Source organism: Aeromonas sp. FDAARGOS 1414, assembly GCF_019047065.1.
GTDB classification, from domain to species: Bacteria; Pseudomonadota; Gammaproteobacteria; order Enterobacterales; family Aeromonadaceae; genus Aeromonas; species Aeromonas veronii_A.
On the sequence record NZ_CP077210.1, the window covers coordinates 1,662,617 to 1,684,200 of the forward strand.

The 21,584-nt window shown below is 60.3% G+C and carries 17 protein-coding genes; 13 read left to right on the forward strand and 4 right to left on the reverse strand.

Annotated elements, in window-relative coordinates:
- Positions 1-3: 3 nt before the first annotated feature.
- From I6L44_RS07400 to I6L44_RS07430, 7 genes are all read left to right on the forward strand, one after another.
- Complete coding sequence (locus I6L44_RS07400; RefSeq protein ID WP_216953761.1) at positions 4-840, forward strand: enoyl-CoA hydratase-related protein; 837 nt, start codon at positions 4-6, stop codon at positions 838-840.
- Positions 837-2,807 carry a biotin carboxylase N-terminal domain-containing protein gene (locus tag I6L44_RS07405; protein WP_216953763.1) on the forward strand — a complete coding sequence of 657 codons (1,971 nt, stop codon included), beginning with the start codon at positions 837-839 and terminating at the stop codon, positions 2,805-2,807. The genes I6L44_RS07400 and I6L44_RS07405 overlap by 4 nt, the downstream gene beginning before the upstream one ends.
- The gene (locus I6L44_RS07410; protein WP_064337796.1) at positions 2,804-3,772 is read left to right on the forward strand and encodes a hydroxymethylglutaryl-CoA lyase; all 969 of its coding nucleotides are present in this window, start codon (positions 2,804-2,806) and stop codon (positions 3,770-3,772) included. Before I6L44_RS07405 ends, I6L44_RS07410 begins: the two co-directional genes overlap by 4 nt.
- Positions 3,773-3,774: 2 nt before the next feature.
- The gene (locus tag I6L44_RS07415) at positions 3,775-4,185 is read left to right on the forward strand and encodes a MerR family DNA-binding transcriptional regulator (RefSeq protein WP_216953765.1); all 411 of its coding nucleotides are present in this window, start codon (positions 3,775-3,777) and stop codon (positions 4,183-4,185) included.
- 36 nt (positions 4,186-4,221) lie between these two features.
- On the forward strand, positions 4,222-4,983 hold the full coding sequence (locus I6L44_RS07420) for an ABC transporter substrate-binding protein (RefSeq protein WP_216953767.1): 762 nt from the start codon (positions 4,222-4,224) through the stop codon (positions 4,981-4,983).
- A 52-nt stretch (positions 4,984-5,035) separates the two neighbouring features.
- Positions 5,036-8,038 (forward strand): DUF748 domain-containing protein, encoded by a 3,003-nt coding sequence (locus I6L44_RS07425; protein WP_216953769.1) that lies wholly within the window; start codon positions 5,036-5,038, stop codon positions 8,036-8,038.
- A 224-nt stretch (positions 8,039-8,262) separates the two neighbouring features.
- Positions 8,263-8,859, forward strand: coding sequence for a GPR1/FUN34/YaaH family transporter (locus I6L44_RS07430; RefSeq protein ID WP_005336948.1), 597 nt, complete (start codon positions 8,263-8,265; stop codon positions 8,857-8,859).
- Positions 8,860-8,940: 81 nt separating this feature from the next.
- On the opposite strand, the gene I6L44_RS07435 is transcribed toward I6L44_RS07430, so the two are convergent.
- On the reverse strand, positions 8,941-9,705 hold the full coding sequence (locus I6L44_RS07435) for a zinc-dependent peptidase (RefSeq protein ID WP_254204291.1): 765 nt from the start codon (positions 9,703-9,705) through the stop codon (positions 8,941-8,943).
- 76 nt (positions 9,706-9,781) lie between these two features.
- Positions 9,782-10,219 carry a GNAT family N-acetyltransferase gene (locus I6L44_RS07440; protein ID WP_216953772.1) on the reverse strand — a complete coding sequence of 146 codons (438 nt, stop codon included), beginning with the start codon at positions 10,217-10,219 and terminating at the stop codon, positions 9,782-9,784.
- A gap of 349 nt (positions 10,220-10,568) precedes the next feature.
- Between I6L44_RS07440 and I6L44_RS07445 the strand changes: the two genes are divergently transcribed.
- Complete coding sequence (locus I6L44_RS07445) at positions 10,569-12,068, forward strand: sodium:alanine symporter family protein (RefSeq protein ID WP_100645999.1); 1,500 nt, start codon at positions 10,569-10,571, stop codon at positions 12,066-12,068.
- 70 nt (positions 12,069-12,138) lie between these two features.
- On the opposite strand, the gene I6L44_RS07450 is transcribed toward I6L44_RS07445, so the two are convergent.
- The gene (locus tag I6L44_RS07450) at positions 12,139-12,945 is read right to left on the reverse strand and encodes a crotonase/enoyl-CoA hydratase family protein (RefSeq protein ID WP_216953774.1); all 807 of its coding nucleotides are present in this window, start codon (positions 12,943-12,945) and stop codon (positions 12,139-12,141) included.
- Positions 12,946-13,113: 168 nt separating this feature from the next.
- On the opposite strand from I6L44_RS07450, the gene I6L44_RS07455 reads away from it, so the two are divergent.
- The 5 genes from I6L44_RS07455 (at position 13,114) to I6L44_RS07475 (ending at position 19,356) form a co-directional block, all read left to right on the forward strand.
- A complete protein-coding gene (locus I6L44_RS07455; RefSeq protein WP_216953777.1) occupies positions 13,114-14,901 on the forward strand; it encodes a putative nucleotidyltransferase substrate binding domain-containing protein in 1,788 nt (595 codons plus the stop codon).
- 2 nt (positions 14,902-14,903) lie between these two features.
- Positions 14,904-15,530 (forward strand): 3'-5' exonuclease, encoded by a 627-nt coding sequence (locus tag I6L44_RS07460; protein WP_216953779.1) that lies wholly within the window; start codon positions 14,904-14,906, stop codon positions 15,528-15,530.
- 105 nt (positions 15,531-15,635) lie between these two features.
- Positions 15,636-15,947 carry a DUF485 domain-containing protein gene (locus I6L44_RS07465; protein ID WP_040068110.1) on the forward strand — a complete coding sequence of 104 codons (312 nt, stop codon included), beginning with the start codon at positions 15,636-15,638 and terminating at the stop codon, positions 15,945-15,947.
- Positions 15,944-17,596 (forward strand): cation acetate symporter, encoded by a 1,653-nt coding sequence (locus I6L44_RS07470; protein ID WP_216953781.1) that lies wholly within the window; start codon positions 15,944-15,946, stop codon positions 17,594-17,596. Before I6L44_RS07465 ends, I6L44_RS07470 begins: the two co-directional genes overlap by 4 nt.
- Positions 17,597-17,763: 167 nt before the next feature.
- The gene (locus I6L44_RS07475) at positions 17,764-19,356 is read left to right on the forward strand and encodes an ABC-F family ATPase (RefSeq protein WP_058057478.1); all 1,593 of its coding nucleotides are present in this window, start codon (positions 17,764-17,766) and stop codon (positions 19,354-19,356) included.
- 235 nt (positions 19,357-19,591) lie between these two features.
- Here the strand turns inward: I6L44_RS07475 and ppiD are convergent, their stop codons facing one another.
- The gene (gene ppiD / locus I6L44_RS07480; RefSeq protein WP_058057477.1) at positions 19,592-21,505 is read right to left on the reverse strand and encodes a peptidylprolyl isomerase; all 1,914 of its coding nucleotides are present in this window, start codon (positions 21,503-21,505) and stop codon (positions 19,592-19,594) included.
- Between the last annotated feature and the right edge of the window lie 79 nt (positions 21,506-21,584).

Sequence of the window (21,584 nt, forward strand, 5' to 3'; positions counted from 1 at the left end):
ACGATGTCAGATCCACTTACTTCCTCCCAGAACCCGTTTCGGCTGGAGCGGCACGGCCCGCTGGCCGAGCTGGTGCTGTCGCGCCCGGCCCGCCACAACGCCTTTGATGCCGACCTGATGCTGGGGCTGCTCGACTGCCTCGATGATCTGGCCCATCTCCATGGTCATGATCTCACCGAACGCCCTCACGCCCTGCTGCTACGTGCCGAAGGCAAACACTTTTGCGCGGGCGCCGATCTCAACTGGATGCGCAATCTGGCTCACGCCGATTTTGAGCACAATCGCGAAGACGCCCGGGTATTGGCGCGGCTGATGCAGACCCTCGACGAACTCCCCTTCCCCACGGTGGCACTGGTACAAGGGGCTGCCTATGGCGGGGCGCTGGGGCTGATCTGCGCCTGCGATCTGGTGCTGGCCAGCGATGATGCGCGCTTCTGCCTCTCCGAGGTGAGCCTGGGGCTGGTGCCTGCGGTGATCAGCCCCTACGTGGTGCGCACCATGGGAATGCGTCAGGCGCGCCGCTACATGCTCAGTGCCGAGCCGTTCGATGCCATCACCGCCTGTCGGCTCAATGTGGCGCATCAACTCTGCAAACCGGATCAACTGCTGGCGGAAGGGCGGGCGCAAGCCCTGCGCCTGTGCCGCAACGGGCCGGAAGCGATGAAAGAGACCAAACGACTGCTGGCAGCGATAGAGGCCCACCCGTCCCGCCTCTACGAAGAGAAAACCGTCGAGACCATCGCCCGGGTACGGGTGGGGCTCGAAGCCCAGGAGGGGATGCAGGCCTTCTTCGACAAACGTCCTCCTGCCTGGCGTCCCCGTTTCAAGGATGAGACATGACCCATCACACTCAGATTAAACGCCTGCTAATTGCCAATCGCGGCGAAATCGCCGTGCGCATCATCAAGACGGCGAAACGCCTCGGCATTCACACCATCGCCCTCTACTCCGATGCCGACGCCCTTGCCATGCACACCCGTCTGGCCGATGAGGCCTGGCATCTGGGGCCCGCACCGGCCAGAGAGAGCTATCTCGACACCGGCAAGGTGCTGAAGATTGCCAAAGAGGCGCACGCCGATGCCATCCATCCCGGTTACGGTTTTCTGTCGGAAAACAGCGATTTTGCCACCGCCTGCGAACAGCGCGGCCTGCGCTTTGTCGGCCCAAGCGGCGCCGCCATTCTCGCCATGGGCGACAAATCGGGGGCCAAGGCGCTGATGCAGGCTGCCGGTGTACCTGTACTGCCTGGCTATCACGGCACGGATCAACGGCCGGACTTCTTGCGCGATCAGGCGAGCCAGATTGGCTTCCCGCTACTTATCAAAGCGGCCAGTGGCGGCGGTGGCAAGGGGATGCGCCGGGTCGATCAGCTGGCCGACTTTCACGAGTCGCTGGCAGCCGTCAAACGGGAAGCCAAGGCTGCCTTTGGTGACGATCTGGTACTGCTCGAGCGCTATCTGCCCCAGGCTCGCCACGTGGAAGTACAGGTCTTTGCCGATAGCCTCGGCAACGCCATCTATCTGGGGGACAGGGACTGCTCCTTGCAGCGACGCCATCAGAAGGTGATCGAAGAGGCGCCCGCCCCCGACATCCCTCCGGCTCTGCGCCGCGCCATGGGGGAGGCAGCCGTGGCCGCAGCCAAAGCCATCCACTATCAGGGGGCTGGCACCATCGAGTTCCTGCTCTGCAAGGATGAGTTCTTCTTTATGGAGATGAACACCCGGCTGCAGGTGGAGCATCCGGTCACCGAAACGGTGACCGGGCAGGATCTGGTGGCCTGGCAGCTGGCCGTGGCCGAAGGCAAGCCGCTGCCACTCACCCAAGAGGAAGTGGTGCTGCGCGGCCATGCAGTGGAGGCGCGCCTCTACGCCGAGGATGTGGCGGCCGGTTTTCTGCCCGCCAGCGGGCCTATCCACTGGCTCCACTGGCCCGTTGGCGTGCGCATCGACACCGGCGTCACCGCTGGCGATGAGGTGAGCCCCTATTACGATCCCATGATCGCCAAGCTGATCGCCCACGGCCAGAGCCGCGCCGAGGCGTTCGCCCAACTGGCCGATGCGCTGGCGGCACTGGATCTCGGCCCGCTGGTGCACAACGGCGCGCTCTTGCTGCGCCTTTGTGAAGAGCCTGACGTCCTGGCCATGGGCCACCATACCCAGTGGCCCATTCCCACCACAGCGCAGCCCATTCCTGAACTCGCCTGGCCGCTGGCCACCCTCTGGCTGGCGAGCCGCCCTGCGGGCACCGCCCCCTGGCAGCAAGCCTGCGGATTTCGGCTAGGGCCGGCTCGCTGCTGGGCAGCGGCGGTACGCATTGGTGATGAGCACCGGGTATTGACCCTTAACGATCATGGCGGCCAGTTTGAGTGGCAAGGGGAGACCCGTTGCTACCAGAGAGGTGACGATAATATCCGGCTGCAGCAGGGTGACTGCTGGCAACAGATCCCCATTCAGACGGTCGCAGGCTCGGAGGCAGCCTTCATCATGACCCTAGGGGGCCAGCGCATCCGCTTCGCGGCCGATGATCAGCTGCACAGTCACTACCATGATCAGGCAAACGAGAAGGTGCAGGGCGCCATCGCCCCCATGCACGGCATCGTGGTAGCCGTGTTGGTCGAACCCGGCCAAACAGTCAGCAAGGGACAACCCCTGCTGGTGCTGGAGGCGATGAAGATGGAACACCAGTTGCGTGCAGAGCGGGATGGGGTAATTGAAACCCTGCAGTGCAAGCAGGGCGAGCAGGTAAGCCAGGGGGCCGTGCTGGTGCGCTTTGTCGAAGAGACTGCTTCACAGGAGGAACACCCATGAACCGATCACAGGACGTCCGTGACGACAGGGTCAGTCTGGTGGAGATGGGGCCGCGAGATGGCCTGCAAAATGAAGCTGCGCCCCTCTCCCTGGTACAGCGGCTGGAGCTGATCCAGCGCCTTACCGACAGCGGTCTGCAGCGCATCGAGGTCGGTGCCTTTGTCTCTGCCAAAAAGGTGCCGCAGATGGCGGACTCCGCAGCGCTGTTCGAGGCACTGCCGCGCAAGGGCTCAACCCGTTACGGCGCACTGGTGCCTAATCTGCAAGGCTTGCAGGCAGCCATTGCCGCCCGCGCCGATGAGATTGGCCTCTTCACCGCCTGCTCCGACGGTTTTACCCGCGCCAATATCGGCATCAGCGTGGAGGAGTCGCTGGTGCGCTTCGCCCCGCTGGTGCAGGAGGCGCGCCGCCTCGGCATCAAGGTGCGTGGCTACCTCTCCACCGTCATCGCCTGCCCGTTTGATGGCCCGACCCGCCCGAAACGGGTCGCCGCCATGGCCGAGCAGTTGCTGGATCTCGGCTGCCACGAAATTTCGCTGGGGGACACCATAGGCGTCGGCACTCCGGGCACGGTGGCGCCCATGCTGGATGCGGTGCTGCACGAGATCCCGGCGGGTCGACTCGCGGTCCATTTTCACGACACCTACGGCCAGGGGTTGGCCAACCTGCTACCCGCGCTGGAGCGCGGCATTCGCACCATCGACTGCTCGGTGGCGGGGCTTGGCGGCTGCCCCTATGCGCCGGGCGCCTCCGGCAATGTGGCGTCAGAAGAGGTGGTCTACCTGCTGCACGGCCTTGGCATGACGACCGGAGTGGATCTCGACAAACTGGCGGCCACCGGCCAGTGGGTCAGCGAGCAGCTCGCTCGCCCCAACGGCTCGCGGGTCGGTCAGGCCTTGCACGCCAATGCCGAACGGCTGCGTGCCCGCCTCTGCCAGCCACACGCCCAGCAACAGGAGTCATGACCATGTCCCGTTCCCTGCCCGGCAAGGAGGTCACCTACAGCATCTCGGAGCTGGCCCACGAGTTTGATGTTACGCCGCGCACCATCCGCTACTACGAGGACGAAGGGCTGCTCACCCCCCTGCGGGAGGGGCAAACCCGCATCTACAGCCATCGGGACAAGATCCGGCTCAAGTTGACCCTGCGCGGCAAACGGCTGGGGTTTAGCCTGGCCGAGATCCGCGAGCTGTTCGATATGTACGACACTGACAAATCGAGCAAAACCCAGCTCTACTCCATGATCCAGCTGATCGAGGAAAAGCGCCGTGCCCTGCACCAGCAGCTGGAAGATATCCAGATGGTGATGGCCGAGCTGGAAGCCGCCGAACAGCGCTGTGTTAATTCCCTTAACAGCTTGAAAACTGGCGCAGATTAACCGAATCTGGGAGCAAGCTATTGCCTTGGGGATCCCATGAGATATTGGTGCTGGTTTTTGCTCTTGTTCAGCCTCTCTGGCTGGAGCCATCCCCTCATCAAGGTTGGCGGATACCCCTATGCCCCCTTTGTGGTCAAACTCTCCGATTCCAGCTATGAAGGGCTGACGCTGGACCTCATCGCCAAGCTAAACGAGATCCAGCACGAGGTAAGATTCGTGTTTGTTCCCACCTCGGCCGCCAACCGTTACAAGGCGCTCGATCTGGGCCGTTTCTCGCTGATGCTGTTTGAAGACACCAAGTGGGGCTGGGACACAGATAAATTCAAGATAACAGCCCCCTTTCTCGGTGGTGGTGAGGTCTATGTGGCCCTGAACAAAACGGGCCGGGATCAGCGCTTTTTCGATGACCCCTCTCGGCATCATCTTATCGGGGTGACCGGCTACCACTACGGCGTCGGCCAGTTCAATGCTGATCCCCTCTACCTGCAGCGCAAGCTCAATATCACCCTGGTCAAGGACAACATCAGCGCCCTGCAAGCCCTGCTCAAAGGGCGTGGCGAGGTAGCCATTCTCAACGTTTCCTACCTTAACCAGTATCTGCTGGCCCATCCCGACACCGCCGACCTGCTGCTGATCTCGCAAAAATGGGATCAACAGTATCAACACCGCGCCATCCTTCACCCTGAGGCCCCCATTACCCCTGCCCAGCTGGAACAGTGGCTCGCAGCGCTGCAACAAAAGGGGGAACTGGATCGCCTTTGGACAAAGTACGGCGTACAACAGCACGCAACCCCATGATTACTATCCAGCTTTTCTGTACCATGGTGGGAACCAAATGGGAGTGCACCAAATGAACACCACTGAGCCCGCGTCCCCCAAGCTCCGCTTGCTGCGCTACCTTGCCTACGCTTTTCTGCTGCTTCTTATCCTGATCACCCTGCTGCTGTGGCAAACCCCCCGTCTGGTCCAGCGCTATCTGCCCGGCTGGCTGGCCGAACACTATGGCCTGCAACTGACGCTGGGGGAGATTGACGTAGGGCTGCGCAACCCATCTCTCACCCTCGGCGCGACCGCCCTGCTCGATGCCAAACAGCAGCCCATCATCCGTTTTGAGCAGCTCTTTATCACCCCCGACCTGCAAGCCAGCTGGCAGCAGAAAGAGGTCGTGCTTTCCGCCGTCACCCTGACCAAACCCGTGGTGCTGCTGCAACGGCTGGCAGACAAAAAGGGGGATGTTCGACTCAATCTGACCGATGCGCTGGCGACCCTGCTCGCCCCTGCGCCCGCCCCCGAGCCCGAAACAGCCAGCGCCCCGCTATTGGTCGATATTGCCAGTGTCAATGTCACTGACGGCCATGTGCGCTATCAGGATCAACGCAAGGAAAGCGAACCTGGCTGGTTGCCGCCCCTCAATCTGGAAAAAGTGACCCTCAAGCTCGATAACCTGCGCACCGAGGCAAATCACCCGACCGCCTATCAGCTGAACGCCGCCATCAACGGCAAAAGCAGTCTCTCCGCTCACGGCAAACTCGATGTGATGAGCGGCATGGGTCAGGGCAAGGTGAGCCTCAAGCAGGTCGAGCTGAAACCCTTCGCCCCGCTCTGGGCACCCTATCTCAAGCTGGATCTGGCCAAGGGCCACGCCAATGCAGAGGTGGAGTACCAGCTTAAAGAGAGCAAGCAAGGGGTACTGTGGCAATTGTCCAAAGGCAAGCTGACCCTAGACAACTGGCAGCTTAAAAAACACAAGGGCGACGAATTTGCCCGCTTCGGCCAGTTGGCCCTTAGCGATCTGGCTGTCGATGGCCAGAAACCGTCGCTCCAGATCGGCAAGGTGACCCTGCAACAGCCCCTGCTCAAGGCCACCCTCAACCCACAGCAGGAACTGGATCTGGCTGACTTGCTGATTGAACAGGCCCCCGCCAAGCCCGTCAAAGAAGCCAACGCCGCAAACGAGGTGGCCAACAATGCGGCGCCCAAGTCGGCACAACAAGCAAAGACAGCCGGTAACGGCAAGAAACAAGGGGCAGACAAACCCTGGCAGTGGCAGATCAAGCAGATCACCATCGACAAGGGCGATCTCACTCTCACCGAATCGAGCAGCGGCAAACCGCAGGCACGCCAGCTCTCCGGCCTCAAGCTGGCGCTGGGGCCAATGGGCAGCAAGGGGGAGCAACCGAGCAAACTGACTCTGGCCACCCAGTTCAACCAGAGCAGCCCCCTCGCCTTTGATGGCCAACTGACCCTGACTCCTTTCACCTTAAGCGGCGACATCAACCAGCAGGGGCTGCCCCTGACGCTGGCACAGCCCTATCTGGCCGATCTGGTACGCATCAAGGTGCAAAACGGGCTGCTGAGCAGCAAGACCCGCCTTGATCTCGCCACCACCGCCCAGGGAGATCTGAGCAAGCTGACCCTGCAGGGAGGGCTCGATGTCAACGGGCTCAAGGTGGTCGATCGGGCAGACAATCAGCGGCTGCTGGAGTTCAACACCCTGGCTCTCACCGGTCTGACGTACGACGGCATCAGCCAGCAGATGCGGATCAAGGAGATTGCCCTGAACAAGCCCTTCGCCCGCATCGAGATCAACGAAGATGGCACCACCAACCTGCAACAGCTGCTGTTGCCGCAACCGGCGGCAACCAAAAGTACTCAAGCGGCGGCAGGCAGCAAGACTCCCGACTTTCGTTTCACCATTGACCAACTGCGCACAGAGCAGGGCAACCTGCGCTTTGCCGACCGCAGCCTGAGTCAGGATTTTGTGGCCGATATCGCCTCGCTGGGCGGCCAGAGTCGCCATATCAGCAATATTCCGGGGCAACGCTCCGATCTCGCCTTCAACGGCAAGGTGGATCGCTATGCGCCAGTGACCATTCGCGGCGGTACCAACCTGCTGGTGGCCAACCCAATCCTCGACATCGCGGTCGCTTTCCACAATCTGGAGCTCACCACCTTCACCCCCTATTCGGGCACCTATGCCGGTTATGCCATCGACAAGGGGCAGCTCTCCATGAAGCTGCACTACAAGCTGGAGGGCAACCGGCTGGAGGGGGATAACGACATCACCATCAAGAAGCTGCAACTGGGCGAGAAGATCAAGAGCGATCAGGCCAAGGATCTCCCGCTGGGGTTGGCCATCGCCCTGCTGAGCGATGCCAACGGGGTGATACAGATGAACCTCAAGGTGAAGGGGGATCTCGATCAACCGGACTTCAGCATCGGCAATATCTTCTGGGATGTGCTGGGCAACACCCTGAGCAAGGCGATCACCTCCCCCTTCTCCCTGCTCGCCTCGCTGGCCGATGGCACCGAAGATCTCGACGAACTCCCCTTCCTGCCGGGGGATCCCGATCTCACCCCCACCCAGCAGGAGAAACTGGTCAAGCTGGCGCAGGCCCTCAAGGATAGACCCAAGCTCAGCATGAACATTCGCGGCAAGGTCAACTTCAACGAGGAGCGCCCCATCCTGCAACGGCAAAAGCTGGAACGGGTACTGGCCAAGCTCACCGGCAATCAGGCGGATCTCGACCTGCTGGAACAGGACCCCGCCCTGCAAGAGGCGCTGGCCCAGGCCTATGAAGAGCGCTTTGGCGAAGATCTGGATGACCTGGCCGCTCGGCTCCATCTGGATGAAGAGAGCGCGGCACTGCGGGCCCAGGCGGTGATCCTGCTGCGGGATCAGCAGCTCATCACCGCCAAATCCCTGCGCAATCTCGCCATGCGCCGGGCGCAAAATACCAAGGAGTTTCTGGTCGACAGCCAGGGGATCGCCCCGGAGCGGCTGTTCGTGCTCGACAGCCAGGTCAAGGAAGAGGACAAGGAAGCCAAAGTGATCCTGACACTGGATCAGTAAGGCCGCCGCACTGCACAAAAGCGTAATAAAAATACAACCCCTCAACTATTTTGACACCTTTTGCTCACCAAACAGCCTGCCTTGGTGAGCATTTGGCCTCTGATGCAAATAATCACGTAGTTTTTTTACGATTTATCCCCCTTGCCCCCTTGCGGGCGCGCCGCAGCCTGCCTAAAATCGCGCGTCTTTTGTTAACCCCCACCTCTATTTTTGGAGAACGCCACGTGAGCGAAAAATTGGCCAACCCTGCCCCTCTGGGTCTGATGGGTTTCGGTATGACCACCATCCTGCTGAACATCCATAACGCAGGTTTCTTCCCCATCAGCGCCATGATCCTGGCCATGGGCCTGTGCTACGGCGGCATCGCCCAGATCATTGCTGGCATCATGGAGTACAAGCGTGGCAACACCTTCGGTGTGACCGCGTTCACCTCCTACGGCCTGTTCTGGCTGAGCCTGGTGTTCCTGCTGATCATGCCGACCATGGGTCTGGCCGAAGCCACTCCGCACGCCTACATGGGTTGGTATCTGCTGATGTGGGGCATGTTCACCCTGTTCATGCTGGTTGGCACCATTAACTACCCGCGCGCCAAGCAGTTCGTGTTCGCCTCCCTGACCGTGCTGTTCTTCCTGCTGGCCGCCCGTGACTTCACCGGCAGCACCCTGATCGGCACCATCGCCGGTTTCGAAGGCATCATCTGTGGCGCCAGCGCCATCTACCTGGCCATGGCCACCGTGATCAACGAGCAGTTCGGCCGCACCGTGATGCCGATCGGCGATCACAAGAAAGCCGCCGCCGTACAGCTGAAAGCCGCTGCCTGATAGGCAAGCCACTCAGATTGTGAAAAAGGCACCCTCGGGTGCCTTTTTGCTATCTCGAATAACCGTTCAACAGATCGATTATCAGTCAAGTGACTCGACGTCCACCTCCCCCGCCAGCAAGCGAGTCGCGGGGAAACGCAGTGCGGGATCCTGGCTAAAGAACTGGCTCAGTTGCCGGTATACCGCGGGATAGACCTGCTGCAGCCGCAGCGGATCGGTAAAGAAACACTCGCAGCAGACGGCGAAAAACTCCGCGGGATGTTCAGCAGCATAGGGATCGATGGCGGTCACTTCGTCCCGGTCGAGTTGCTGGCAGAGCGCATCGAAGGCGCTCTGAAAGGCCTGTTGCCAGAGCTGACTGCTCATCTGCCCCGGCAACGGCGGCGCACCGTCCGCCTCACCGCCCAGCATATCGAGCTTGTGAACCAGCTCGTGGATCACCAGATTAAAGCCATCCCAGTCGCCATCCTGCTGCAGTTCGCTCCAGGCCAGCACCAGCGGCCCTTGCGGCCAGGATTCACCGGCGTTCTCCTCTTCAAACTCGCTCACCAGACCGAACTCATCCTGCACCTCCTGACGCCGGGTGACGGGTTCGGGAATGATGATGATTTCGTGAAAGCCGCGATACCAGTCAAGGCCGAGGTGCAAGATGGGCAACGCCGCCTGCAGCGCCAGCACCGCCTGTTGGCGTGGGCTGAGCTCGACCCCGATCAGGGTCAGGGTCTTGCGCTTGAGCAGCTGTTGCCCCAAGCCGATAAGCGTCGTCTGCTCGGTGTCGCTGAGCCCTTGCAAGATGGGCACTGCCGCCAGCGCCTGACGCCACAGCGCCAACTCATCCTCACTCATGGACGTTTGCGGGCGACCACCCAGCCATTTGAACCATCCCAGCACGCCTACTCCTTCTTTTGATGCAAACAACAGGTTACAGCAGTTTGACGAACCGTTTCGGCCGCTCCTGATAATCCTGCGCCAGATAGAAACGGTGGGCCGCCTCGCGCATGAGACTGCTGGAGAGCTCCAGCTGGGCGCAACCAGCGGCCCGCGCCATCGCTTCGGCTCCCTTGAGCAGGGCTGCGCCCACTCCCGCCCCTCTTGCCCCTTCATCGACAACCAGCGCCGAGATCAGGCCCCAAGCTGGTGCAACATGCAGCGGTGCCAGCTTGTGCCACACCAGCACACCGACCACCTTGTCGGCCTGGGAGGCGAGCAGCACAACGCTCGCGGGATCCGGCGCCAACAGGCGCGCCGTCACGTCAGCGCCTTCGGCAGGATACCCCAATTGGCTGAACAGGTGGGCGATGGCGCTCCCGTCGTCTGCCTCAGGGGGACGGATCGTCAAGGTGTCAGGGTCATTTTTCATTGTTGGCCTCATGTTTGCTTTCCATTGTGTTACGCCCGTCACATTGTCCGGCGCAGATCAACAAGGAGGATCTCATCTTTACTCATAGAAAACGCTGCCTGCCATTATCCCCCCACCCTTGTCAATTCACAAATTTGCAACAAGGCAACATTTTTCGCTGGGAAGCACCGATACAACTCGATATGTTACAAGCCATGCATGGCGCGTGTTTGCGCCCTGCCAAACCACTCGGAGCCACCCTCGTTTGCTTACCTCAGACTGTTAACAAATGAGCCCCTAACTGTGACAGAGAGCGAGGCCAAGATCTCGCCAAGACAGCGCCACAAACACAACAAAGGAGTTGTTGTACATGAATGAAATCGTCAATGCCATCAATGGTGTAATCTGGAGCCCTGCGCTCATCTACCTGTGTCTGGGGGTCGGTCTTTACTTCTCCCTGCGCACCCGTTTTTTGCAACTGCGTCATATGAAAGAGATGGTGCGCCTGATGTTTGATGGCAAGAGCACCGATGCCGGTGTCTCCTCCTTCCAGGCGCTGGCCATGACCCTGGCAGGTCGCGTGGGTACCGGTAACATCGCCGGTGTGGCCACCGCCATCACCTTCGGTGGCCCGGGCGCCCTGTTCTGGATGTGGATGGTTGCCTTCCTCGGCGCCAGCTCCGCCTTCGTGGAGTCCACTCTGGGTCAAGTTTACAAAGAGAAGATCAACGGTGAATACCGCGGCGGCCCGGCCTTCTATATCGAGAAAGGGCTTGGCATGAAGTGGTACGCCTGGACCTTCGCCATCGCGACCGTATTCGCCTGCGGCGTGCTGCTGCCGGGCGTGCAGGCCAACTCCATCGGTTCAAGCCTGCAGACCGCCTTTAATATCGATCCGAACGTCACAGCCGCCGGTCTGGCGCTGCTGCTCGGCTTTATTATCTTCGGTGGCGTCAAGCGCATCGCCAACTTCGCCAGTACCGTAGTACCCTTTATGGCGCTGGGCTACATCATCGTGGCTTGCGTCATCATCGCCCTCAATATCGGCCAGCTGCCGGGCGTGATCCTGCTGATCTGGAAGAGCGCCTTCGGTCTGGATGCCGGTTTCGGTGCCATTCTGGGTCTGGCCATCATGTGGGGGGTAAAACGCGGGGTCTACTCCAACGAAGCGGGTCAGGGTACCGGGCCGCACGCCTCCTCTGCTGCGGCAGTGAGTCACCCGGCGAAGCAGGGTCTGGTGCAGGCGTTCTCCGTCTATATCGACACCCTGTTCGTCTGCTCCGCCACCGGCTTTATGCTGCTGATCACCGGCCTCTATAACGTACAAGGGCCGGACGGCGCCGCCATCTACACGGGTATTGCCGGTATCGCAGCAGGCCCGGGCTATGTGCAGACCGCCATGGAGAGCATGATGCCGGGCTTTGGCAGCATTTTCGTGGCCATCGCGCTGTTCTTCTTCGCGTTCACCACCATCGTTGCCTACTACTACATCGCCGAAACCAACATCGCCTACATCAACCGCAAGATAAATCGCCCCTGGCTCACCTTCTTGCTGAAGATTGCGCTGATGGCTGCCACTGTCTACGGCACCGTCAAGACGGCAGATCTGGCGTGGGGCATGGGTGATATCGGGGTCGGCCTGATGGCATGGCTCAACATCATCGCCATCCTGCTGCTGCAAAAAACCGCCTTCACCTGTCTGAAGGATTATGAAGCGCAGCAGGCACAAGGGATTGACCCCGTATTCCACCCGGAGAAGCTCGGCATCAAGAACGCCGATTACTGGGTGGGCAAACGCTCCGAAGAGAACTTGGAGCGGGAGAAATCGGGCCATCAGTTCGAGCCGGATCAGGATCGCAAGATCTCCTAAACCGACACGAAATAACCGTTCGATAAAAATGGCAGCCTCGGCTGCCATTTCTTTTTCCTGTCACCTCATCTCAGAGCGGATTGCGGCGCGGCCCGAAGGGCAGGCGCCAGCGAAACAGGCTGTTAAGGGTGGCCCGCCACTGATTGGGTCGCCCCAGGATCTGCTTTTGCAAGCGGGTCTCTTCCTTCAGCATCGCCTCATCGCTGCGGGCCCAGGCCTGACTGTAGAGCTGCTTGATCCCCGCCAGTGCATCCGGCGACTTGGTGATAAGAGTGCGGGCAAACTCCCGCGCCTCCACCAGCGGATCGGCGCAGACCCGACTCACCAGCCCGAGGGATTTGGCCTCGATGGCATCCAGCTCGCGCCCGCTCATGGCCAGCTCCATGGCGGTATCCACTCCCATCAGGTTGCGCATGGTGACGCTACCGCTCATATCGGGAATGATGCCCCACTTGATCTCCATCACCGAGAAGCGGCAATCGGGGGTGCTGAAGCGAAAATCGGCGCCGAGCGCAATCTGCAAGCCACCGCCAAAACAGACTCCCTGGGTCACCGCAATCACCGGCACCGGCAGCTGGTGCCAGCCATAGGCAACCCGCTGGGCCAGATTGGTCGCCTCGTCTGCTTCACGCTTGAGAATATCGAGCGCCGCTACCGGCTGTCTCAGCATGGATTTCACATCCAGCCCGGCGCAGAAGGCTCGCCCCTCGCCATGCAGGATCACCGCCCGCAGCCCCTTGTGCCGGGCGAGCTGCGTCAATGTCTCATCGATGGCGCTGAACATGGCGCGGTCCAGCGCATTGAGTTTATCCCCCCGCGTCAGCATCACTTCGGCAATCCCGTCGTGGATCTCGCACTTGATCCTTGGTTTTTCCATCTCCCTTGTCCTCCCCTTGATCCCTGAAACTGACTCACTGGTCATACCACCACGTTATCAGAGTGTGAACAGGCGGTACAGCTGAGACTAAAGTCGGCTGGTCGCCTCCCCCTCCCTTTGTCACACTGGGAGCTGCATGAGTGCCGCAAGCCAGCAGAGGACGCTGTCATGTCAACCCTGTTCAATTTTGCCAGACCACCGTTCGACCGACTGGATGAGGAGGCGCGCGAGCGGCTCTCCCGCCACCTCTCGCTCTGCTATTTTCGGGCCGGGGATCTGCTGCTCAAGGAGGGGGACGAGCCTCCCGGCCTCTATCTCATCATCAAGGGGGCGGTGGAAGAGTCGGCCCCTCACCATCAGTTTGGTGATTACGGGGTCGATGACCTGTTCGATGTGCGCGCCCAGTTTGACGGCCGCTGCCGCCACCGCTTCACCGCGCTGGAAGATAGCCTCTGCCAACTCATTCCTCGCCACACATTTCTGACGCTCTGTGAGCAGGATCCGCAGTTTGCCAGCTACTTCACCGCCAATCTGGCCGAGCGCCAACGCCAGCAGGAACAACGCGAACAACTGGGGCAGAAGAATCTGGCGGAGTTTATCCTGACACGCATCGAACCGGGCCACCTGCAGGCACCGCTTATCGTCGACAGCAGGCTGTCACTGCTGGCAGCTACCGAAGCCATGGTGAGCCAGGGGACAGATTGTCTGCTCTACCCCGCCCACGACGGTTCGCTCACGCTGGCAACCCGCAAGACCTTGCTCCATGCCCTGACCCTCAAGGGATTGCCGCTGACGGCCCCCCTCTCGGTGCTGACCCCCACGCCGCTCATCGGTCTGCCGCTGGAGAGCTATCTGTTTGATGCCCTGCTGCTGATGACCCGCCATCGCATCAAGCGACTGGTGGTGTGGCGCGGCAACGAAGTGGCGGGGATCCTGCAACTGACCCAGGTGCTGGGGCTCTTCTCGACCCACTCCCACGTGCTGACATTGCGTATCGCCCGCGCCGACAGCCTGCCGGCACTGGAGGCGGTGGCCCGCGAGCAGCAACAATTGACCAGATCGTTGTTTGCCCAGGGGATCCACACCGCCTTTTTGATGAAGCTCATCGCCACCATCAACGAACAGCTTATCGCCAAAGCCTTTGCGCTGGTGATCCCCCCCGAGGTGCAGGATAAGGTCTGCCTGCTGATGCTGGGCTCGGAGGGGCGCGGCGAGCAGATCCTCAAAACCGATCAGGACAACGCCCTGATCCTGCCAGAGGGGCTGGCATGGCCCACCCAGGCAGCCGATCTGGCCGAATTCAGCGCCCTGCTGGAGCGCCTCGGCTACCCGCTGTGCCCCGGGCAGGTAATGGTGAACAATCCGGCCTGGGTAAAAACAGGCGATGAGTGGCAAAGCGCCATTGCCAGCGCCTGCACCACGGCCAGTGAGGAGGAGCTGCTCTGGCTCGCCACCCTGGCCGATGCTCACCCCATCGCGGGGGATCGACAGCTGCATCTGCCTGTTGCCAGAGCGCTGCGCGAGCAGTTGGCGGACAGGCGGGATCTGCTGGCGGAGATGGTGCGACCGGCGGTGGCCTTTCATGCCCCCCTCACTCTGTTTGGCAGGCTGGAGCAGCCACCGGAAGGGCTGGATCTCAAGCGGGGCGGCCTGTTTCCGCTGGTGCACGGTATCCGCATGCTGGCCCTTGAGGCTGGCATTCTGGAGACCTCAACCCTGGGGCGTATCGATGCGCTGGTGGCAGCCGATCGGCTCAGTGCCGACTATGGCAGCAATCTGGCAGAGGCGTTTCGGCTCTTTATCCGGCTGAGGCTGCGCAGCCAGCTCAAGGGGGGCAATAGTCGGGTGCAGACAAGCGAGCTTAGCCACAGCGAGCGGGATCTGTTGCGTCAGGCGCTGCATCAGGTTAAGAAGTTCCAGCAGTGGCTCACCTTGCACTTTCGTCTGAGACAATAGCCATGTTGAGCCGCGTTCGACGCTACTGGTATGGCCGTGCGTTCCGAACTGGCGAGTTCGCGCCGCTCTTTGCCACCCCACCGGAAGATGAACGGATCGCCCTCGATTTCGAGACCACCAGTCTCGATCCCGAGCAGGCCGAGATCGTCTCCATCGGGGCGGTGCGCATTCAGGGCAACCGGCTGCTGACCGGTGAGGCCCTCGCCATCAAGGTACAGCCACCGGCCAGCCTGACCAGCCAATCTGTGGTGATCCACGGTCTGCGCCATCAGGATCTGCAACAGGGAATGGAGCTGGAAGCCGCGCTGCGCCTGCTGCTCGACTATATCGGCCCGCGCGAACTGGTGGGCTATCACCTCGCCTACGATCTGCGTATTCTCAATCTCGCCTGCCAAAAATTGTGGGGATTGACCCTGCCCCAGCGAGGGATCGAGGTGAGCCAGCTTTATCATGACCACCTCTATCGCCGCTACCCCGATGCTGCGATTGACCTCCACTTGAGTGCCATCTGCCGTCACTTGGCGCTGCCCCCCCTGCCCGCCCACGATGCCCTTGCCGATGCCACCACGGCCGCGCTTATCTACCTGCGCCTGACCTGCGGCTCGCCGCTCACTTATCCCAAAGTCTAATTGTCGAGAAATAACATTTAATTCACATTTTGCTTACATGAGCAGATTGCCTGCTCGTCGGGGTTACCCCATCCACCGCTGACACTCATGTCATGGAGAACTGCAATGGAACAGCAAAGCTATCTGAGGATCCAGCAAGATCCCAACTTCCAGGAGCTGGTCGCCAAGCGCCAGCGTTTTGCCTGGGCCCTCTCGGCTCTGATGCTGGGACTCTACCTGGCGTTTATTCTGCTCATCGCCTTTGCCCCCGGTTGGCTGGGCACCCCCTTGAGCGAAGGTTCGACCATTACTCGCGGCATTCCTGTCGGGGTAGGATTGATCCTCTCCTCCTTCGTGTTGACCGGCGTCTATGTCTTTCGCGCCAACGGCGAGTTTGATGAACTGAACCAGAAGATCCTCAAAGGGGTGCAATCATGAAAGGCAAGTTGCTGCTGTTGACCTCACTGGCCTCCTCTCCCCTGCTGGCGGCCGATGCAATCTCTGGCGCCGTGGAGCGTCAGCCCCTTAATGTCGCCGCCATCGTGATGTTTCTGGTGTTTGTGGCCGCTACCCTGTTCATCACCTACTGGGCCTCCAAGCGCAACCGCTCGGCTTCCGACTACTATGCGGCCGGTGGCCGTATCACCGGCTTCCAGAACGGTCTGGCCATCGCCGGTGACTATATGTCCGCCGCCTCCTTCCTCGGGATCTCCGCGCTGGTCTACACCTCCGGCTACGATGGCCTGATTTACTCCATAGGTTTTCTGGTGGGCTGGCCCATCATTCTGTTCCTGATCGCCGAACGGCTGCGCAACCTCGGCAAATACACCTTCGCCGATGTCGCTTCATATCGTCTCAAACAGACTGAAGTGCGCACCCTCTCCGCCTGCGGTTCGCTGGTGGTAGTCGCCCTCTACCTGATCGCCCAGATGGTCGGTGCCGGCAAACTGATCGAGCTGCTGTTTGGCCTGCAATACCATGTGGCCGTGGTGCTGGTTGGTATCCTGATGGTGCTCTACGTGCTGTTTGGCGGCATGCTGGCCACCACCTGGGTGCAGATCATCAAGGCAGTGATGCTGCTCTCCGGTGCTAGCTTCATGGCCATCATGGTCATGAAATCGGTCAACTTCGACATCGGCGCCCTGTTTAGTGAAGCGGTCAAAGTGCACGAGAAAGGCTCCGCCATCATGAGCCCGGGCGGGCTGGTCTCCGACCCCATCTCCGCCATCTCGCTCGGTCTGGCATTGATGTTCGGTACCGCCGGCCTGCCCCATATCCTGATGCGTTTCTTCACCGTGAGCGATGCCAAGGAAGCGCGTAAATCTGTGTTCTACGCCACCGGCTTTATCGGCTACTTCTACATCCTCACTTTTATCATCGGCTTTGGCGCCATCTTGCTGGTGAGCACCAACCCGGCCTTCAAGGACGCCACCGGCGCCCTGCTGGGCGGCACCAACATGGCGGCAGTCCATCTGGCCAATGCGGTCGGTGGCAGCCTGTTCCTCGGCTTCATCTCCGCCGTGGCATTTGCCACCATTCTGGCGGTAGTTGCCGGATTGACCCTGGCCGGAGCCTCTGCGGTCTCCCATGACCTCTATGCCAGTGTGCTGAAGAAGGGCAAGGCCAACGAGAGCGATGAACTGCGTGTCTCCAAGATGACGACTCTGGTGCTGGGTGTGGTTGCCATTGGTCTGGGGATCCTGTTCGAGAAGCAGAACATCGCCTTCATGGTCGGTCTGGCCTTCTCCATCGCCGCCAGCTGCAACTTCCCGGTGCTGTTCCTCTCCATGTTCTGGTCACGCCTGACCACCCGTGGCGCCGTCTATGGTGGCTGGCTGGGGCTGGTGAGCGCAGTGACCCTGATGATCCTGGGCCCGACCGTGTGGGTGAAAGTACTGGGCCATGCCCAGGCTATCTTCCCCTACGAATACCCTGCCCTCTTCTCCATGGGTTTGGCCTTCATCGGGATCTGGTTCTTCTCCATCACCGACAGCTCCCAGAACGCCGCCGACGAGCATGCCAAGTTCCTGCCGCAGTTCGTTCGCTCCCAAACTGGGCTGGGTGCCTCTGGCGCCACCTCCCACTAACAGATCAAGTTCATCCTTCCAAGCCGGCTTCGCGCCGGCTTTTTTTATTGCCCATCAATCGGCTGCACGCCCCGCTTGCCCCGATCAAGATCACACTTCTCGCTAAAACTTTCGGGGGATCTGTGCCATAATGCGCGCCATTTGACAGACCAATCGGGACACATACCTTGTTAAGCAGCAACAACATCACCATGCAGTTCGGCGCCAAGCCGCTGTTTGAGAACATCAACGTCAAGTTTGGCGGCGGCAACCGCTATGGCCTTATCGGCGCCAACGGCTGTGGCAAGTCCACCTTTATGAAGATCCTCGGTGGTGATCTGGAGCCCACTGGCGGTAATGTGAGCCTGGATGTCAACGAGCGCATCGGTAAGCTGCGTCAGGATCAGTTCGCCTACGAAGATATGCGCGTACTGGACGTGGTCATGATGGGTCACACCGAGCTGTGGGCGGCTATCGCCGAGCGCGATGCCATCTACGCCAACCTCGAAGCCACCGACGAAGACTATATGAAGGCCGCCGAGCTGGAAGGTCTGGTTGCCGAGTATGACGGCTACACCGCCGAAGCGCGCGCAGGCGAGCTGCTGCTGGGTGTCGGCATTCCGCTCGAGCAGCACAACGGCCCGATGAGCGAAGTGGCGCCGGGCTGGAAACTGCGGGTGCTGCTGGCACAGGCGCTGTTCTCCAACCCCGATATCCTGCTGCTGGACGAACCGACCAACAACCTGGATATCAACACCATTCGCTGGCTGGAGCAGGTGCTCAACGATCGTGAAAGCACCATGATCATCATCTCTCACGACCGTCACTTCCTGAACTCCGTCTGTACCCACATGGCGGATCTGGACTACGGCGAGCTGCGCGTTTACCCGGGCAACTACGACGACTACATGCTGGCCGCCACCCAGGCGCGCGAGCGTCTGCTGGCCGACAACGCCAAGAAGAAGGCCCAGATCGCCGATCTGCAATCCTTCGTCTCCCGTTTCAGCGCCAACGCCTCCAAGTCCCGTCAGGCGACCTCCCGTCTCAAGCAGATCGACAAGATCAAGATTGAGGACGTCAAGGTCTCCAGCCGCCAGAACCCCTTCATCCGCTTCGAGCAGGACAAAAAGCTCTATCGCAACATCCTGGAAGTGGAAGGTGTATCCAAGGGTTATGGCGACGGTCCCCTGTTCAAGGGCCTCAACATGATGATGGAAGTGGGCGAGAAGGTCGCCATTCTGGGTACCAACGGTATCGGTAAATCGACTCTGATCAAGACCCTGGTCGGCGCACTGGCTCCGGATACCGGCACCATCAAGTGGTCCGAGAACGCCCAGATCGGTTACTACGCTCAGGATCACGCCGAAGACTTCGACACTGATCTCAACGTGTTCGACTGGATGGCCCAGTGGAAACAGGAGAACGAAGACGAGCAGGCTGTACGCTCCATACTGGGCCGTCTGCTGTTCTCTCAGGACGACATCAAGAAGCCGGTCAAGGTGCTCTCCGGTGGTGAACAGGGTCGCATGCTGTTCGGCAAGCTGATGATGCAGCGCCCCAACATCCTGATCATGGATGAGCCGACCAACCACCTGGACATGGAATCCATCGAATCCTTGAACATGGCGCTGGAGCTCTACCAGGGGACCCTGATCTTCGTCTCCCACGACCGCGAATTCGTCTCCTCTCTGGCGACCCGCATCCTGGAGCTGACTGAAGATGGTATCCGCGACTTCGGCGGCACCTACGAGGATTACCTGCGCACCCAGGGCGTGGTGTAACCCCCGCCTTGCAAGCTCGCAATGAAAAACCGGCACACACGTGCCGGTTTTTTTATATTCCGTATTTAGACGACTGAGATGGCGTATAGCAGTGGTGTGACTACACGCCACAGAGCAGAGGGCAGAGAGCAGAGAGCAGAGAGCAGAGAGCAGAGCTTGAATATCCCCCCTCTTGCCCACAGATAAAAAAACGGCTCCATCACGGAGCCGTTCTCAATGGATTGCGCAGTGCCGATTACTCGACGGTCGCTTCCACACTGGTGAAGTACTCGATTTTGGCTGCTTTGCGCAACTCGTCGATCAGAGACTTGTAATCCACCTGAGCTTTGCCCTGACCCAGCTGAGCTTGCAGCATGGCGGCCATGCCGGATGCGGCGGCAGGGACGTTGACCTTGTCCAGCGCAACCACAACACGGTCGCCATTGGTCTCGGCAACCAGAGCCACGCTCGGCTTGCCGTCGATCGGATGGGGCAGTGTGAACGCCTGGGCAATCAGGTTCTGATCCAGCTCGCGATCGAAGCGGGCAACCCCTTTGTGGGTCTCCACTTTCAGACCGAGTGCAGTCAGATCGGCGGTGATGCTCTCACCGACCTTCAGCTTGTCCAGCAGACCCTGGGCCTTGCCACGAGCCACTTCACTGGCCTTGTCATGCTTGATGGCGGCAATCACCTGCTCTTTCACCTCGGCCAGCGGCTTGACCGCTTTGGGCTTGTGACCAGTGATGTGCAGCACCAGCGCCTTGCCGTCAGCCAGCTCGATCACGTCGGAGTTGGTGTTGTCATCGCGCAGCTGTTCGGAAAACGCCACGGAGAGCACCTTGGGATCATTCAGCGGAGCCGGAGCAGTCGCCTGGGTGAAGAAATCGGAAGATTGAACCTTCATCCCCATGGCATCAGCGGTCAGATCCAGCGAGTCCGGGTTTTCGAAGCTGTTGTCAGCCATCTTCTGCTGCTCGGCGAAGAACTTCTCCTTGGCCTTGTCAGCTTGCAGACGAGTGATGGTCTCTTCTTTCACATCGGCAAACGGCTTGGTCTGGGCTGCTTCAACCCCCAGCAGCTTGATGATGTGGAAACCGAACGGGCTCTTCACCACGCCGGAGAGATCGCCAGCCTTGTTCAGGGCGAACGCGGCTTTCTCGAAGGCCGGATCCATCACCCCTTTCTCGAACCAGTCCAGCTCGCCGCCTTTTTTGGCAGAGAAGGTATCGGAAGAGTCAGCCTTGGCCAGCGCAGCGAAATCATCGCCCGCCTTGGCTTTGGCCAGCACGGCTTCTGCTTTCTGCTCGGCCGCTTTCTCATCCTTGCCAAACGGGATCAGGATGTGAGCCACGTGGCGACGCTCGGCACGCTGGAACAGATCCTGGTGCTGATCGTAGTAATCCTGGGCATCCTGCTCGGTGACCTTGATATCCTTGGCGAGGTTGGCAGCGTCCAGCAGCAGATAGTCGACCTTGACCTGCTCGTCGTTCATGAAACGGGCGCCATTGGTCTTGTAGTACTGCTCGAGCTCGTTGTCGGAGACCTGAACGTCAGCCATGTAGTTGGCGGCAGCCAGACGTACCAGACGCAGATCGCGAGTCTGGTTGTAGAGCTTGTCGAGCTGCTCCGCTTCCCCCTTGAGGGAGAATTCGGTGCCCAGCAGAGCGCTCATCAACTGTTGACGCACCATGTCCTGACGCAGGGAGTCACGGAACATTTCAGGAGTCATGCCGGCACGACGGATCAGCTGCAGATAGCGGTCATTGTTGAACTTGCCATTCTCGGCAAACTCCGGCATGGCCACGATGGCTTGCTTGATCTGTTCGTCACTGATACGCAGACCCAGTTCACGGGCCTTGCTGTCCAGCAGCGCCTGATCGATCAGCCGATCCAGCACGCCGCGACGGAACTGTTTCATGTAATCGGGGTTCGCGGCCAGCTGGCTGAATGCCTCTCCCATCTGGGATTCCATGCGGGCGCGCTCGTTACGGTAGGCATTTTCCAGTGCCGCAGCACTGATCTCGGTGCCATTGACGGTGGCGGGGGCGGTACGGGCCGGGCCGTTCAGGTAACTACCTACACCAGCCAAGGCAAAGGAGAGGATGATCAGGCCCAAGATAACCTTGGCTACCTTGCCCTGCGCCCCTTCGCGTAGTTTATCCAACATCATGTTTGTACTTATGCTCCCGAACTCGATGGGCGTAAACAATAAAAAGGCGCACCGATTGCGATGCGCCTTGGTCAATCAG